This window comes from Ferribacterium limneticum (genome assembly GCF_020510565.1).
GTDB classification, from domain to species: Bacteria; Pseudomonadota; Gammaproteobacteria; order Burkholderiales; family Rhodocyclaceae; genus Azonexus; species Azonexus limneticus_B.
Genome location: NZ_CP075189.1, coordinates 2,527,101 through 2,542,959 on the forward strand (window position 1 = coordinate 2,527,101; position 15,859 = coordinate 2,542,959).

Annotated in this window: 10 protein-coding genes; 6 read left to right on the top strand and 4 right to left on the bottom strand. The window is 65.4% G+C overall.

The window, feature by feature from the left end:
* The 5 genes from KI610_RS12205 to KI610_RS12225 are packed head-to-tail and all read left to right on the top strand — an operon-like array spanning position 1 to position 11,212.
* Positions 1 to 360: a GPW/gp25 family protein gene (locus KI610_RS12205; RefSeq protein ID WP_226495239.1), complete on the top strand. Its 360-nt coding sequence runs from the start codon at positions 1 to 3 to the stop codon at positions 358 to 360.
* The gene (locus KI610_RS12210) at positions 357 to 2,813 is read left to right on the top strand and encodes a putative baseplate assembly protein (RefSeq protein WP_226495240.1); all 2,457 of its coding nucleotides are present in this window, start codon (positions 357 to 359) and stop codon (positions 2,811 to 2,813) included. Before KI610_RS12205 ends, KI610_RS12210 begins: the two co-directional genes overlap by 4 nt.
* A complete protein-coding gene (locus KI610_RS12215) occupies positions 2,810 to 5,932 on the top strand; it encodes a putative baseplate assembly protein (RefSeq protein WP_226495241.1) in 3,123 nt (1,040 codons plus the stop codon). The genes KI610_RS12210 and KI610_RS12215 overlap by 4 nt, the downstream gene beginning before the upstream one ends.
* On the top strand, positions 5,929 to 8,067 hold the full coding sequence (locus tag KI610_RS12220) for a hypothetical protein (RefSeq protein WP_226495242.1): 2,139 nt from the start codon (positions 5,929 to 5,931) through the stop codon (positions 8,065 to 8,067). Before KI610_RS12215 ends, KI610_RS12220 begins: the two co-directional genes overlap by 4 nt.
* Positions 8,068 to 8,107: 40 nt before the next feature.
* The gene (locus KI610_RS12225) at positions 8,108 to 11,212 is read left to right on the top strand and encodes a DUF6519 domain-containing protein (RefSeq protein WP_226495243.1); all 3,105 of its coding nucleotides are present in this window, start codon (positions 8,108 to 8,110) and stop codon (positions 11,210 to 11,212) included.
* 53 nt (positions 11,213 to 11,265) lie between these two features.
* Here KI610_RS12225 and KI610_RS20035 read toward each other — a convergent pair whose 3' ends face one another.
* The 4 genes from KI610_RS20035 to KI610_RS12240 form a co-directional block, all read right to left on the bottom strand.
* Entirely contained in the window at positions 11,266 to 11,391 is a 126-nt protein-coding gene (locus KI610_RS20035; protein WP_264178891.1) for a lipoprotein, read from the bottom strand.
* Positions 11,392 to 11,543: 152 nt separating this feature from the next.
* Positions 11,544 to 12,590 (bottom strand): zinc ribbon domain-containing protein, encoded by a 1,047-nt coding sequence (locus KI610_RS12230; RefSeq protein ID WP_226495244.1) that lies wholly within the window; start codon positions 12,588 to 12,590, stop codon positions 11,544 to 11,546.
* A complete protein-coding gene (locus tag KI610_RS12235; protein WP_226495245.1) occupies positions 12,587 to 13,510 on the bottom strand; it encodes a DUF808 domain-containing protein in 924 nt (307 codons plus the stop codon). The genes KI610_RS12230 and KI610_RS12235 overlap by 4 nt, the downstream gene beginning before the upstream one ends.
* Before the next feature lies 1 nt (position 13,511).
* Entirely contained in the window at positions 13,512 to 13,703 is a 192-nt protein-coding gene (locus tag KI610_RS12240; protein WP_226495246.1) for a hypothetical protein, read from the bottom strand.
* Positions 13,704 to 13,841: 138 nt separating this feature from the next.
* On the opposite strand from KI610_RS12240, the gene parE reads away from it, so the two are divergent.
* Positions 13,842 to 15,791 carry a DNA topoisomerase IV subunit B gene (parE, locus tag KI610_RS12245; RefSeq protein WP_226495247.1) on the top strand — a complete coding sequence of 650 codons (1,950 nt, stop codon included), beginning with the start codon at positions 13,842 to 13,844 and terminating at the stop codon, positions 15,789 to 15,791.
* Positions 15,792 to 15,859 lie beyond the last annotated feature (68 nt).

Below are 15,859 nucleotides of genomic sequence, written 5' to 3' on the forward strand. Positions count from 1 at the left end.
ATGAACCTCCACTTTCCCTTCCAGCCCGACCAGCGCGGCCGCAGCGGCGAGGCCGACAACGACGCGCATCTGCGCGACATGATCGAACAGGTGTTGTTCACCGTCCCCGGTGAACGCGTCAATCGGCCCGATTTCGGTTGCGGCCTGCTGCAACTGGTCTTCGCGCCGAACAGCGACACGCTAGCCGCCGCCGTCCAGATGACGGTGCACAGCGCGCTGCAGCAATGGCTGGGCGACCGCATCGTGGTCGAAGGCGTCAATGTCGAGCACGACGAAGGCACGCTGGCCGTCGATGTCCAGTACATCGTCCGCCGGGGCCAGGAGCGCAGGCTGACCCGATTCACCCGGGGTGCGCCATGAACCGCCAGTTCCGCAGCGACAACCCGCGCCGCCTGCAATTGCTGCGCGACCAGAACCCAGTTGGCAAGAACGGCATCGATTTCGTCGAGATCACCTCGGTCGACCAGCGCAGCCTGCGCGTCGTCTGCGCTCATCCGGTCAGCGGCATCGGCCGCGCCAATGTGCGGATCGACGGCGGCGTGCGGATTACCGGAATCACGCTGGCCGCTGAGCCGGTCATCAATGGCCGCGAAATTCGCCTCAAGGTCGAGCAGGCTGGCGATTTCTCGTGGTACACGCTGAGCCTGATCGACCCGGCTGACGCCGAAGCGCCAGCGCCCGGCTTCGACATCTGCCTGTCCACCATCCGCATCAATTTCAAGGCCGGCTGCCCCTCCGAATTCGACTGCGCCGACGTTCAGGATTGCCCGCCAGCCACGCCGCCCGAACCGCGCCTCGACTATCTGGCCAAGGATTACGACAGCTTCCGCCGCCTGATGCTCGACCGCATGTCGCAACTGGTGCCCGGTTTTGCCGAGCGCAGCCCGGCCGACTTCACGGTGGCGCTGGTCGAAACCCTGGCCTATGTCGGCGACCATCTTTCCTACACGCAGGATGCCGCGGCCACCGAAGCCTACCTCGGCACCGCCCGCCGCCGCACTTCCCTGCGCCGCCATGCCCGGCTGCTCGACTACCCGCTGCACGACGGCTGCAACGCCCGTGTTTTCGTGACGGCTACGGTCGACGCCGCTGCCGAGGCAAAAACCATCCCGGCCGGCACGGCGCTGCTCGCTGCGGCTGGCGCCGGCGACCCGGTCCGCCGCACAGACCTGCTCGACCAGTTGCCGCTACCCGGCATCGAGGTCTTCGAAACCCTGCACGACCAGGTCCTGCACGCCGCGCACAGCGAAATCGCCATCCACGACTTTGCCGACCCGGCCTACTGCCTGCCACGCGGCACGACGGCGGCGGCGCTGGTCAACACGCCTGCCCTGGCGCTTGCGGCCGGCGACGTGCTGATCCTCGAAGAAGTACTCAGCCCGACCACCGGCAAGCCGGCCGATCTCGATGCCAGCCACCGCCACCCTGTGCGCCTGACCGCCGTCAGCCCCGGCCACGACGACCTGACCAACACCGACCTGTTGCTCATCAACTGGCACAACGAAGATGCGCTGCCCTTCCCGCTTTGCGTCAGCCATGAATTCGAAATCGGCGGCGCCCTCGTCAAGCAGACCATCGCCGTCGCCCGCGGCAATGTCGTGCTGGCCGACCACGGCCTGACGCGGCCCTGGCAAACAATGGAACCGCCCGAGGTGGGCGATGGCGGCACCGCGTCCCTGCGCCTGCCTTACCGGCCGCGCCTCAGGGAATCCGGCCTCGCCTTCGCCGAGCCCTACGATCACGACGTGGCGACCAACGACCAGCAGCCGCTCTCGGCCAGCCGCGTCCTGACGCAGGAACCCCGCCGAGCCCGCCCGGCCGACATGATGCTGCTGGCCGATGATTCCAGCCTGTTCGGCGACCAGCCCGATCCCGACGAAACGCCGTGGACGCCGCAACGCGACCTGCTCGGCAGCGAGCGCTTCGCCCGCGAATTTGTCGTCGAAACAGAAAACGACGGCAGCGCCTGGCTGCGTTTCGGCGACAACCAGTTCGGCGCCGCGCCGATCACCGGACAGCGCTTGCTGGCGAAATACCGGCTGGGCGGCGGGCCGCGCGGCAACGTCGGCGCCGAAGCCATCAGCGCCCTGGTCAGTGATGATGCCAGCCTGATGCTCGGCATCCAGTCCCTACGCAATCCGCTGCCGGCCCAGGGCGGCGCCGAGCCGGAAACGCTCGACGCCATCCGCCTCAATGCCCCGGAAGCCTTCCGTACGCAGGAGCGCGCCGTCACCACCGACGACTATGCCCGCGCCGCCGAACGCCACCCTGACGTGCAACGCGCGGCTGCCCGCCTGCGCTGGACGGGCAGCTGGTACACCGTTTTCCTGATGCTCGACCGCCGCGCCGGCAAGCCGGTCGACGCTGCATTTAAAGCGACCATGCGCGCCTTCCTCGAACGTTTCCGGCTGGCTGGCTACGACTTCGAATTCGCCGATCCGGTGCATGTCCCACTCGATATCCAGCTGCAAATCTGCGTCGCCAGCGGCTACTTCGCCGCCGACGTCAAAGCCGCGCTGCTCGAAGCCTTCACCGCCGGTGTCGACCGCCATGGCCGGCCCGGCTTCTTCCACCCCGACGGCTTCACCTTCGGCACGCCGCTCTATTTGTCTGCCGTCGTCGCCCGAGCCATGGCCGTGGCCGGCGTCGCCTCGGTCGATATCCGCCGCTTCCAGCGCTGGGGACGCAGCGCCAAGGGCGAACTGGCGGCTGGCGTCATCACTGCGTCGCAACTCGAAGTCCTGCGCGCCGACGGCGACCTCAATTTTCCTGAAAACGGCCAGATCAGCTTCATTGTGGAGGGCGGATCATGAGCACTTCCGACAACTGCGGCTGCTGTGCCGGCGTCACGCCGCTCACCCCGGTCGACGACATCCAGCCGCCCGGCCAGCCGGCGTTGGCGCTGCGCGTTGGCACCCACGGCCGCTTCCGGCAAAGCATGCTGGCCGACCTCGCTGACGAACCCGCCCTCGAAAGCCTGACCACCCGCGCCAGCGACGACCCGGCCATCGCCCTGCTCGACAGCTGGGCCGCCGTACTCGATGTGCTGAGCTTCTACCAGGAACGCATCGGCAACGAGAACTACCTGCGTACCGCCACCGAACGCCGCTCGGTGCTCGAACTGGCCCGCGCCATCGGCTACGAACTGCGCCCTGGCGTGGCGGCATCGACCTGGCTCGCCTTCACACTCGAAACCGCACCCGGCGCGCCGCTCGAAACCCGCATCGACATCGGCGCCCGCGCCCAGAGCGTGCCCGGCCAGGACGAAACAGCACAGACCTTCGAGACACTCGAAGCGATCGACGCCAAGGTGCGCTGGAATTCCCTGCCGGTGCTGGCCGCCGAGGCTGTCCCGCCGCGCATGGGCCTGCGCACGATCTACCTGGCCGGCACGGCAACCCGCCTGCAGGCCGGCGACGCCCTGCTCATCGTCGGCGACGAACGTGCCAAGGACCCCGGCAACGAAAACTGGGATTTCCGCCGCGTCACCCGCCTGCGCGAAGTGCTGCCCGCCGACCCGAGCGACCCGAAAGACATCGGCTACACGGTCGTCACGCTCGATCGGGGCCTGGGCAAACCCTGGCATGGCGTCCATCCGGCCCGCACCAATCCGCGCTGCTACGCCCTGCGCGCCCGCGCCCACCTGTTCGGCCACAATGCCCCCGACTGGCGGGCGATGCCGGCCAACCTGCGCGCCACCTACCTCGGCATGGACGACGATGCGAGGCCGCCGATCAGCCAGCATCCGGAATGGCCGGGCTTCACGCTGGCCGATATTTCCGATCCGCCAGCCGGCAGCGCCAGCGGCACCGGGCTCCTTGGTCAGTACTACCGGGGCAAGGGATTCCGCGAACTGATACTGAGTCGAACCGACGCGACCGTCGACTCGTCGACCTGGACCGGCGGCAGCCCTCACCCGAGCGTTCCCACCGACAACTTTTGCGCCCGCTGGTCGGGCTGGGTCGAGGCGCCAAGCAGCGGCTTGTATACCTTCTATGCAACCATCGACGACGGGGTCCGCCTGTGGATCGATGGCGAATTGCTCATCAACGACTGGACCGACACCCCAGGCGTACATACCTGCACAGTCAGCCTGCGCGCCAACCACAAACACGACATTCGCCTCGAGTTTTACGAAAATGCTGGCGGCGCCACCTGTCAGCTGGCGTGGTCCGGACCAGGTGTCACGCAGGCCATCATTCCCGCCGCCCGCCTCTACCCGCGGGACATCCATACCGTTCACCTCGACGCCAGCTACCCGAAATGGCTGGCCGACGGATGGGCCGTCATGTCCATCCCGAATTACGAAGAGGTCTATCGCATCGTCAGCACCGAGGACGACGCCCGGGCCGACTTCACCGTCTCGGCCACCGCCACCCGCCTGACGCTGAGCGGCGAAAACCTGCGCGACACCTTCAACAACCATGTCCGCAGCACCACGGCTTTCGGCCAGTCCGAGCCGCTCGACTGGGCCACCCGGCCGCTCTCCGGTTTCCTGCAGGGTCACCTGATCGACCTCGCCAGCTACGAGCCGGATCTACCGGAAGGCCGCTGGCTGGCCATCTCCGGCCTCGTGCTGGCTGACGTTCCGGCCAATGCCAAGGCCCTGAGCCGGCTCAAGAAAGGTGACGCGCTGGCCGCCATCCGCATCGCCCGCGACCGCAAGACGGCCAATTTGGAATTTGAGGATTTTTTCCGGTTGACCGTGGCACTCGCCCCGGCTGCCGAAATCGTCCGCATCCAGCATAACGACAGCACTAGCGGCCGCACGCAATTGCTGCTCGACAGCGATCTGACCCACGCCTACCTGCCATCCACCGTCCGCATCAACGCCAACCTTGCCCCGGCCAGCGCCGGCGACAGCAAGCAGATGCGCATCCAACCCGAGCCTCTGGGCAGCGGCGACGGCAGCCGCAGCCTGCAACGTTTCGCCCTGCGCCAGGGGCCGCTGACCTACATCACCGCCGCCACGCCGAGCGGCACGGCGAGCACCCTCGAAATCCGCGTCGACGGCCTGCTCTGGCAGGAAGCGCCGCGCTTCACCGCACCCGGCCCGACCGAGCGTGCCTACACCGTGAAGCTCGACGAAAACGGCAGTGCCACCGTGCAGTTCGGCGACGGTGTGCATGGCACCCGCCTGCCCACCGGCAGCGGCAATGTCGAAGCGCGTTACCGCGTCGGCCTCGGCACGGCCGGCAACGTCAAGGCCGAGCAGATCAGCATGCTGCTCACCCGGCCACCCGGCCTTAAAGCTGTCACCAACCCGGTCGCCGCCAGCGGCGGCACCAATGCCGAAGCCGGCGACGAAGCCCGGCGCAACGCCCCGCTGCGGGTCAGAACGCTCGACCGCATCGTCTCGCTACGCGATTTCGAAGATTTCGCCGCCGCCTTCACCGGCATAGGCAAGGCCCAGGCCGTCTGGCTCTGGGACGGCGAACAACGCATGGTCCATTTGACCGTCGCCGGCACCGACGGTGCCCCGCTCGACCCGAATGCCGCGCTCTATCGCAACCTGCTCGTCGCCATCGACGGCGCCCGGCCGCCGTACCAGCCGCTGCGTGTCAGCCCCAGCCGCGACCTGCGTTTCGGTCTGACCGCCGGGCTGTGGATCGCTGCTGACTACGAAGCCGAGAAAGTTCTTGCCGCTGCCAGCCAAGCCCTTGCCACCGCCTTCGGTTTCGCCGCCCGCGCCTTCGGCCAACCGGTCACCGGCAGCGAGGTACTGGCCGCGCTGCAAGGTGTCGCCGGCGTTATCGGCGCCGATCTCGACAAACTGATTCAAGTCGACTCCGGCCTCACCATCCTCACCTCGAACGGCCCCGATGGCAGCATCCCGGCTCGCAGCGCCCGCTGGCAGGGCAACAGCCTGCAACCGGCCGATCTGCTGCTGATCGACCCAACGGCCGTCACCCTCACGGAGCGCACGTCATGAAGCTCGACGCCGATACCCTGCTTGCTCTGCTCCCCGCTTTCTACCGCGAGCGTGACGCCGAAGCGGGCGACCCGCTGCGCGCCCTGCTCGGCGTCATCGCCCGCCAGGGTGCGCTCGTCGAAGCCGACATCGAACGGCTCTACGACAACGCCTTCATCGAAACCTGCGAAGACTGGGTCGTCCCCTACATCGGCGACCTGCTCGGCGTGCGCGCCCTCTATCCCGTCGGTGGCACCGCTGCCTTCGGCCCGCGCGCGCTCGTCGCCAACACCCTGCGCCTGCGCCGACGCAAGGGCACTGCGCTCGTCCTTGAAGAGCTGGCCTTCGACACCACCGGCTGGCGCGCCCGTGCCGTCGAGTTCTTTGAGCGGGTGTCGACGACGCAATACCTCAATCACCTGCGCCCGCATTCCCTGCGTACCCCGGACCTGCGCCAGCCCCGGCCACTCGACCGCATCGACGGCCCGTTCGGCACGGAAGCCCACACCGCCGACATTCGCGCCCTGCCGGCCGGTCGCTACAACCTGCCAAACGTCGGCCTGTTCCTCTGGCGCCTGCAGGCCTACCCGGTGCAGCGCGCCACCGCCCGCCCGGCGACGACGCGGCCCGGTTTTTACACCTTCGACCCGCTCGGCCTCGACCAGCCGCTGTTCAACCGGCCACGCACCGAGACGGACATCAGCCATCTGGCCGAACCAATCAACGTTCCGGAAGCCCTGCACTGGCGCGACCTGCACGCCGAACTCGAAGCCCGCCGGCAAGCGCTGACCGACGGCGAAGACCCGGACGACCAGTATTTCGCCGAAGCCGGCGGCGGCCCGGTGCTGCGCGTCTGGATCGACGACAGCGAAGTGCTGGTCGAACACCTGGTCATCTGCGACCTCAGCCCGATTCCCACGGTCGTGCCTGAAGAGTGGCGGCGCCCGCCAGCCACGCTCACCTTCAAGGTCCACAAGGTTGGCCCACTGACCAAGACTTTCCCGGCCGCCGGCGGCGTGCTAGTCGGCATCGACCCCCGGCGCGGTCGCCTGGCGCTGCCTGACGGCGTCACGGCGAGCAGTGTCGAAGTCGGCTACGCCTACGTTTTCCCCGGCGACATCGGGGCCGGCCCCTACGACCGGCGCCCTGGCCCAGGCGACAACGATCCGCTGGCGGCCCTGCCCGCGGCGGCCGATTTCGACGTCGTCATCCAGATCCCCAGCGCCGCGGTGCCGACACTGGCCTCGGCCTTCAATGCCCCGGCCAACCCGGCCGATACGGTCAACCGCGTCATCGCTGGAAAACGCACGCTGGTCGTCCTCAACACCGACGCGACGGAAACCGTCGCGCCCGTGCTCAACCTGCCCGACAGCCACCTCGCCATCCAGGCGGCGCCCGGCCGGCGCCCGGTGCTCGTAGGCGATTTTTCGCTCAAAGGCAACGCCAGCACGCGGCTCAGCCTCGGTGGCCTGTTGCTTGATGGCGCCCTGAATCTGCAAGGGCAGTTGAACGCCGTCACGCTACGCCATTGCAGCCTGGTTCCGAACAAGGGCGGCGTCGCCCACACGGGCACCGGCACCGACCTCACGCTGAGCCTGTACCGCTGCCTGAGCGGCCCGCTGCGCAGCAAGCGGCCACTCGCCGCCGTCGTCTTGCGTGACAGCCTGATCGATGGCGAAGGCGGCAACCTCGCGCTCGATGTCGACGACAGCCCGCTGAGCGTCATCGCCAGCACCCTGCTCGGCACGACGGCTGCCGGCCGGCTGGAGGCCAGCAACTGCCTGTTCGATGGACTGGTCACCATCGCCCGCCGGCAAGAGGGCTGCGTCCGTTACAGTTATCTGCCGCCGAAATCAGTGACCCCACGCCGCCATCGCTGCCAGCCCGATCTGGTCATGGCCGACTTGCCCGCCGCCGAGGCCGCCCGCGAAGCAACGCGGGTGACGCCCGCCTTCACCAGCACCCGCTTCGACACGCCGGCCTATGGCCAGCTGACGCGAACCACTGCCCCGGAAATCCGCACCGGCGCCGACAACGGCGCCGAGATGGGCGTCTGGAACCTGCTCCAGCAGCCGCAGCGCGAAGCCAATCTGGCGCTGGCGCTCGATGAATACCTGCGTTTCGGCCTCGAAGCGGCCGCGATTTTCGTCAATTAGCCCCATTCAGTATCCCTAGACAAAAACCGGGAGAGACACAATGAAAGCCGACCTCAGCCGCGCCACCTTCGACAAGGCCAGACGCTACCGCAGCGTGCGGATGCAGCAGGGCCGCGTGCAGCTCGACGCCGATTTCAACGAGCAGCAGGACATCCTCAACCATCGCATCGAGATCGAGACGCGCGACAGTCTCGGCCCGGTCGCCGTGCCCATCGACAACCCCGGCTTTGGCCTGACGCCTGCCGGCACCGATCTGAGCATCTCGGCCGGACGTCTCTACGTCGATGGTCTGCTCTGTGAAAACCCGGCTGCCACGACGGTTGCCAACCAGCCCGACCTCCCCGACACCGCCTCGCCGGTGCTGCCGGCCGGTGCATCGCTGTTACCGCTACCGCCGGTCGGCGTCACGGCGGCGAGCATCACCGGCGTCGTCGTCTTCAACGCCGGCAATGCGGTGGCGCCGGCCGATGGCACCTACCTGGCCTATCTTGAAGCCTGGCAGCGCCACCTGAGCCCGCTCGACCTGCCGGTGGGTGACACCAGCATGCGCGAAGTGGCGCTCGGCGGGCCCGATACCTGCACTCGTGAAAAGACCGTCTGGCAGGTCAAGCTGCTGCGCGCCGGCGACCTTGGGGCGCCGCTCACCTGCCTGTCATCGAATATTGCCGCCTGGAACACGTTGACCGCAGCACCCGACGGTCGCCTGGCCGCCCGGGCCGAAGCCAGCATCCCGCCCAAAACGCCCTGCCAGTTGCCGCCGGAAGCCGGCTACCGGCTGCTCGAAAATCATCTCTACCGCGTCGAGATTCACGACGACGCGAGCGTCACCGGCAAGGCCAGCTACAAGTGGTCGCGCGACAACGGCAGCCTGGCCAGCCGGGTCGTCCGCTGGCTCAACGACCCGATCGCCAACGAATTCGAGGTCGCCAGCATCGGCCGCGATGACGTGCTGGCCATCACCGCCGGCTGCTGGGTCGAGTTCTACGACGACACGCACGAACTGCTCGGCCAACCGGGCCCGCTCGTGCCGGTGATCCGCACCGAAGGCAATGTCGTCACCGTCGACCTGACCAAGCTGATCGGCCATGCCCTGGACCAGGCCATGTTCCCAAGCAATCCGCGCGTCCGGCGCTGGGATGGCGTCGCCGAAATCAGCACCTCGGCCATCAACTCGGCTACCGGCTGGGAGGAACTGGCGCAGGACGGCATCGAACTGAAATTCGCCCCGGGCAGTTACCGGATCGGCGATTACTGGCTGATCCCGGCCCGTACCGCCACGGCCGCCATCGAATGGCCACTGGAAAACAATAAACCGGCCTTTCTCTCGCCGGCCGGAGTTTTGCGCGCCTTCGCCAAACTGGCCCTGCTCGAATTCAAGGCTGGCGCCTGGATTCTGAAGTCGGACTGCCGCCCGCTTTTCCCCAGCCTGACCGAACTGACCCAGCTCCATTACGTCGGCGGCGATGGTCAGAGCATCAAGACCAACCCGGCCAACAGCCCAGCCCAGGTCGCGCTGCCCAGCCCGTTGCAGGTTGGTGTTGCCAACGGCCAGTTCCCGGTCGTCGGGGCGCGGGTACGCTTTACGGCTAGCGATGGATTGCTGCCCAACGGCACAAAAATTCAGGAGGTCGATACGCTGGCCGATGGCGTTGCCAGCATCGCCTGGTCACTCGACTCCGATCCAACCAAACCCGTCCAGCACGTCACCGCCGAGTTGCTGGTCGCCGGCCAGGTGGTGGCCGGTCGCTACTTGCCGGTGCACTTCAGTGCCCAACTGGCGTTGGCCAGCGGCGTCGCCTACGACCCGAGCGATTGTGCCGACCTGCTGGCGGCCGAGGCCTACACCGTGCAGCTCGCCATCGACACGCTGTGCAAGCGGACCTCAGGCGGTGGTTGCTGCGTCACGGTCGGGCTGGCCGGCGAATACGAGAATCTCGATGTCGCCCTGCGCGCGCTGATCAACGAAGGCCGCCGCGACATCTGCATCTGCCTGCTGCCCGGCAACCACAGCCTGGCCGACGGCCTGAGCCTGACAGGAACGCCTCGTCACCACATCAGCATCCACGGCGCCGGCCCGGCCAGCCGTTTGATCCTCAAGCAGGAAGTGTTCAAATTCGACACTTTCGGGTCGCTGAGCCTGAAGGACTTCACGCTGGCCAACTCCGGCGAGCCGAGCAGTTTCAGCTTCCTGAAATGCCAGGACGTCGATTTCAGCAATGTCGATTTCCTTGGCCGATCGGCCACCGGCAGCAGCCTGCTGCAAATCGCCGGCAGCTCGCGTTTGTTGATCGAAGACTGCACCATTTTCGCCATTGCCCCCGACAACAACGAGAAACTGGACTTCATTGCCCAGCGCGTTCCCAGCCTGGCGCCACACCGGAACGCCTTCCGCGCCACCGCCACGCTTGATGGCAACCTCAACGAGGCGGCCGAAGCCATCGCCGCCCTCAGCGCGGCAGACCGCAAGAAAATGGTAGCCGAGATCAGCACCTTCCTGCGCAGCAACGACCTGGTCAACCTGAGCAGCCGCGAACAGACCAGCCTCAACAACCTGAGCGTCGTAGTCGGCCGGAATTCAACGGCGGCGGCCCTGAACAAGGCGCTCGATCAACTTGCCAACGCCTTGCGCGCCGGCACCCCGGCCTTTGCGCTGGCGCTCGACGACACCGACGATGCCAGCCTGATCAACAACCGGGTGCGTGGCCGCATCACGCTGTTCGGCGAATCCGACGAATTTCCCGATGTCACCGATAATCAACTGAAACGCCTGAGTGCCGCCCTCAAAGCGGGGGCCGTGACCTTCGATGACAGCGGCAGCCTGGTTCTCGAACGAAACGCGCTCCAGGCTGTACGGATGAGCGGCAAGGCGCTGTCCAAGGTGATCGATACGGCCCAGGGCACCCTGCCGGTCTGGCACAACCTGCAAGTGACCAACAATCGCATCGACAGCGAGGAAGATCTCTATCCGGGCTTCAACTGCGCCTTCAATGGCAATACGCTGGAACCACAAGGCGATGTCGGTGCCCTGCTGGCGAATCAAGCCAAGGTCATCGGCAATTTCGCCCACAACGATTTCAGGCTGTTTGTCACAGGCACCAATCCCGAGAATTTCGGCAACGGTGGCTTGAATGTGGTGCCGATTTAAGGGTTTTACGAAATGGCCAGCCCGTCACGGCTGGCCATTTGAGACAGTGCCGCTTACCTGCGGTGGCCGTAATGGCCATGGTGACCGTGGTGGCCGCCATGATGGCCAACCGGGACGAATATCGGGAAGCAACCGCTGAGCGTAATCGCGACGAGTAGGCCGGCAATAATTCTTTTCATCACTTCTCTCCTGCTGTGGGGTAGTAAGTGAATAACGCGGGGCGGACGCGAAGAACCGACGTCAAATTGTTACCGCTTGTAAGCGGCCGGCCAACATTTCAATTTTGGGCTTTTTTCCCGGTTGACCGTGGAAGTCACCCGGCCAAACCAATTCAGCCGGCGCCACCCTGAGCCGCCGCTCCGCAGGCGTGGCAGAAATGAGCGAAGGCACTCTTGCGTTCCTGGCAGCGACCACAATGGTCGAACAGGCAGATGCCGCAATGCGGGCAGTAATCAATGGCGGTATTGGCCAGATCGACCGGCCGCTCGCAGCCCGGGCAGACTTTCTTGGCCAGCCGGGCGAGCGCCGTGTCGTAGCTCAGTTCCTTGCGGCGCTCGACATCGGGCATCGCCTCGGCCTGCTTCTGTTTTTCGAGGTATCTGTTCAGCGCAATGATGGCGTAACGCCCGACGAGCACGGTGATGATGATACCTACCGCGTAGCGCACATAGCCGCCGTAACTCGGCAGGTAGGGCACGAGCTCGACGAAGAAGGCGAATAGCGCGAAATAGATGAAGCCCCAGACAAACGGCCACCACGTGCTCTGGCGCTTTTTGGCGAACAGCCAGCCGGCGACGGCGAGCAGCGGCAGGGTCAGCGTCAGGCGATAAAGGAAGACGCGCAACTCCTGGCTGCGCTGCTCGGAAACCAGTTTGGTCGACGCCTCCCGCTCCAGTTCGCGCAGGTCGCGCTGCGCCCGGTCCTCGGCCTGACGGGCGTCAAGCAGGCTCTGCTGCTGGCGCTCGACATCGGACAGCGCCTTGCGCTCAAGAATCTTCAGCTCATCAAGCCCCTGCGTGCGTTCAATCAGCTCGGCGTCCTGCTCCAGGCGCTTGGTGGCATGGCGCGTCGCCAGCCAGTTGTTGAAGGTGTCACGCGCCGCGGCCGAGTTGGCGCGGGCGCCGTTGTGCTTGAGCTGCGCCTGATCGTGGGCATCTTGGGCGATCTGGCGTTTCTCCTGCATCGCCTTGAGTTCGGCGCGCAGCGGCGCCGCTGCCTGCTGGTCGATGAAATCATCGAGCGTAACGTGGTGCTCAACCTTCGGCAGGTTCTCGACAATCGTCCCGCCCAGCCCGATCAGGAAGCTGGCGAAAACAAAGGCGACGATCCATAAACCAAAACGGAACCACTTTTCCGACAGACGCAGCGCCTTGCTCATGCCTGAACTCCCTTGAATTTGCCGCGCACGGCCGTAAACGCCAGCATGCCGAGCAAGGCCACGGCACCGGCCACGACGCCAACGACCGCATCGAGCGACATTGAAACGACACTGCTCATCATCCCGCTCATTTCAGCCACGTGCTCGATGCCGTGATGCACCGCCGGAATACCGTGCGACAAAATACCGCCGCCGACCAGGAACATCGCGGCCGTGCCGACAATGGTCAGCGTCTTCATGAGTTTCGGCGCCGCCAGCAGCAGCCCCTTGCCGATGACTTTCATGAAGCCGCGCCCCTTGAGCAGCAGCCAGGCGCCGACGTCGTCCATCTTGACGATGCCGGCGACGATGCCATAAACACCGATGGTCATGATCAGCCCGATGCCGGCCAGCACGGTCAATTGCGTGGTGAAGGGCTGGGTGGCGACGGTGCCCAGCGCGATGACGATGATTTCGGCCGACAGCACGAAATCGGTGCGGATGGCGCCCTTGATCTTTTCCGCCTCGAAAGCCGCCATATCGACCGTTTCATCGGCTACCGCGGCCAATTCCTCGGCATGGTGCGCGGCGTCTTCCGCTTCGCTGTGCAGCCACGGGTGGGCCAGCTTTTCGACACCCTCGAGGCACAGGTAAATTCCGCCGATCATGAGCAAGGGCGTCACGGCCCACGGGATGAAGGCGCTGATCGCCAGCGCCGCCGGCACGAGAATCAGCTTGTTTTTCAGGGAGCCGACGCAGACGGCCCAGACCACCGGCAATTCGCGCTCGGCTGCGACACCGGCGACCTGTTGCGCATTGAGCGCCAGATCGTCCCCCAGCACGCCGGCCGTTTTCTTGGCTGCCACCTTGGTCAATACGGCCACGTCATCAAGGATGGTGGCAATGTCGTCGATGAGGACGAGCAGGCTGGCGCCGGCCACCTCAGGATTTCCGATCCGGCGACGTCTCGAGCGAGAATTCGCGAATCCACGAAGCCCGTCGGTCGATGGCCGAACGGCGGTCGGTCATTACCCGACCATCGCGGGTCTCATACGGCGGCGGCGCAATATGCGTGCACACGCGGCGATCGGCGCGGCGCGGCTGATAGCTTGCATCGGACATTTTCTTTTCCATGATGACTCCTCGGCAAACCCGGAGGGACAGCAATTATGCCATGGCGCATAAGCCGTGCGCTTGCCCGGAAAACGGCTAGAATCCTGCCCGCACTCTCTCCTACGGTCGACCGGCTTTTTTGCCCAAAATTCAAAGCGAATGTCTGAATACTCCGCCTCCTCCATCCGTGTCCTGAAAGACCTTGAACCCGTCAAGGAACGTCCCGGGATGTACACCAGGACGACCTGCCCGACCCACATCGTTCAGGAAGTCATCGACAACGCCGCCGACGAAGCGCTGGCCGGTTACGCCAAGAAAATTTCGGTCGCCATCCGCGCCGATGGCGTTATCGAAGTCAGCGACAACGGCCGCGGCATCCCGGTCGAAATCCATCCGGAAGAAGGCCGGCCGGCCGTCGAACTGGTTTTTTGCAAGCTGCACGCCGGCGGCAAGTTCAACAAGAAGGACGCTGGTAACGCCTACCGCTTCTCGGGCGGCCTGCACGGCGTCGGCGTTTCGGTTACCAATGCGCTGTCGATCCGCCTCGAAGTCGAGATCAAGCGTGGCGGCGGCGTGCATCACATCGCCTTCGGCGCCGGTTTCGTCACCGAACCGCTGAGCCGGATCGGCGACTGCGGCCAGCGCAACACCGGTACGACAGTGCGCATTCAGCCCGACCCGAAGTATTTCGATTCGCCCAAGATCAATCTGGCCCAACTTGAGCATTTGCTGCGCTCGAAGGCCGTGCTGATGCCCAACGTCACGGTCGAACTGGACATCGAAGGCCAGGAAAAGAAAGTCTGGTGCTACGAGAACGGCATGGCCGACTACCTCAACGAAATGATGGTGGGCACGCCGGTGGCACCGATTTTCGTCGGCGAAAAACATGTTGAAAGTGCCAACGGTTTCGCCGTCGGCGAAGGCGCCACCTTTGCCATGGCCTGGTTCGAGGAAGGCGGCGGCAAGCCAGAAAGCTACGTCAACCTTATCCCGACGCTCGATGGCGGCACCCATGAAGCCGGACTGAAGGCCGGAGTGTTCGAGGCGGTCAAGACTTTCGCCGAACACCATGCCATCCTGCCCGCCAAGGTCAAACTGGCGCAGGAAGACGTCTGCGGCCGCATGACCTACCTGCTCTCGGCCAAGGTCCTTGACCCGCAGTTCCAGGGCCAGACCAAGGAAAAGCTGACCAGCCGCGACGCCTACAAGCTGGTCACCCAGATGGTGCGCGACCCGTTCGAACTGTGGCTCAACAGCCACGCCGATTTCGGCAAAAAGATCGCCGAACTGGCCGTCAAGGCGGCGCAGAACCGCATGAAATCGACGCAGAAGGTCGAGAAAAAGAAATCGTCGGGCATTGCCACGCTGCCCGGCAAGCTGACCGACTGCGAATCCGACGACATCGCCCGCAACGAAGTCTTCCTCGTCGAGGGGGACTCCGCAGGCGGCTCGGCCAAGCAAGGCCGCGACAAGGAAACCCAGGCCGTGCTGCCACTGCGCGGCAAGGTGCTCAACACCTGGGAAGTCGACCGCGACCAGTTATTCAAGAACAACGAAGTGCACGACATTTCTGTGGCGGTCGGCGTCGACCCGCACGGCATCGAGCAGATCGACACGGTCGATGTCTCCGGCCTGCGTTACGGCCGCATCATCGTCATGTCCGACGCCGACGTCGATGGCTCGCACATCCAGGTCCTGCTGTTCACACTGTTCCTCAAACACTTCCCGGCCCTGGTCGAGCGCGGCCACATCCACGTCGCCCAGCCGCCGCTCTTCCGCGTCGACGTCGAAGCCCGCGGCCATACGCGCAAGGTCTATTGCCTCGACGAAGCGGAAAAGGAACAGACGCTGACCAAGCTGCGCGACGAAGGCGTCTCCGAAAACAAGATCACCGTCTCCCGCTTCAAGGGTCTCGGCGAAATGAATCCCGACCAGCTTTGGGAAACCACGCTGTGCCCGGACACCCGCCGCCTCGTCCCCTTCCAGGCCAGCCGCGAAACCATCAAGCAAATGACCGCCACCTTCACGCTGCTCATGGGCAAGGGCGAAGCCGCCGGCCGCCGGGCGTGGATGGAAAAGGATGGCGGGCTGGTTGAGGCTGACGTTTGATTGTCGACTCGAGCATTTGGAAAATGGCAACGGGGTGCATATCGCCTATTTCTTTACCCGCTAATGTA

What these genes read in the sequence shown, in the direction of transcription:
- KI610_RS12205 (WP_226495239.1), top strand. Translation starts at nt 1, where the DNA reads ATGAACCTCCACTTTCCCTTCCAGCCCGACCAGCGCGGCCGCAGCGGC.
- KI610_RS12220 (WP_226495242.1), top strand. Translation starts at nt 5,929, where the DNA reads ATGAAGCTCGACGCCGATACCCTGCTTGCTCTGCTCCCCGCTTTCTAC.
- KI610_RS20035 (WP_264178891.1), bottom strand. Translation starts at nt 11,391, where the DNA reads ATGAAAAGAATTATTGCCGGCCTACTCGTCGCGATTACGCTCAGCGGT.
- KI610_RS12240 (WP_226495246.1), bottom strand. Translation starts at nt 13,703, where the DNA reads ATGGAAAAGAAAATGTCCGATGCAAGCTATCAGCCGCGCCGCGCCGAT.
- KI610_RS12225 (WP_226495243.1), top strand. Translation starts at nt 8,108, where the DNA reads ATGAAAGCCGACCTCAGCCGCGCCACCTTCGACAAGGCCAGACGCTAC.
- KI610_RS12215 (WP_226495241.1), top strand. Translation starts at nt 2,810, where the DNA reads ATGAGCACTTCCGACAACTGCGGCTGCTGTGCCGGCGTCACGCCGCTC.
- parE (WP_226495247.1), top strand. Translation starts at nt 13,842, where the DNA reads ATGTCTGAATACTCCGCCTCCTCCATCCGTGTCCTGAAAGACCTTGAA.
- KI610_RS12210 (WP_226495240.1), top strand. Translation starts at nt 357, where the DNA reads ATGAACCGCCAGTTCCGCAGCGACAACCCGCGCCGCCTGCAATTGCTG.
- KI610_RS12230 (WP_226495244.1), bottom strand. Translation starts at nt 12,590, where the DNA reads ATGAGCAAGGCGCTGCGTCTGTCGGAAAAGTGGTTCCGTTTTGGTTTA.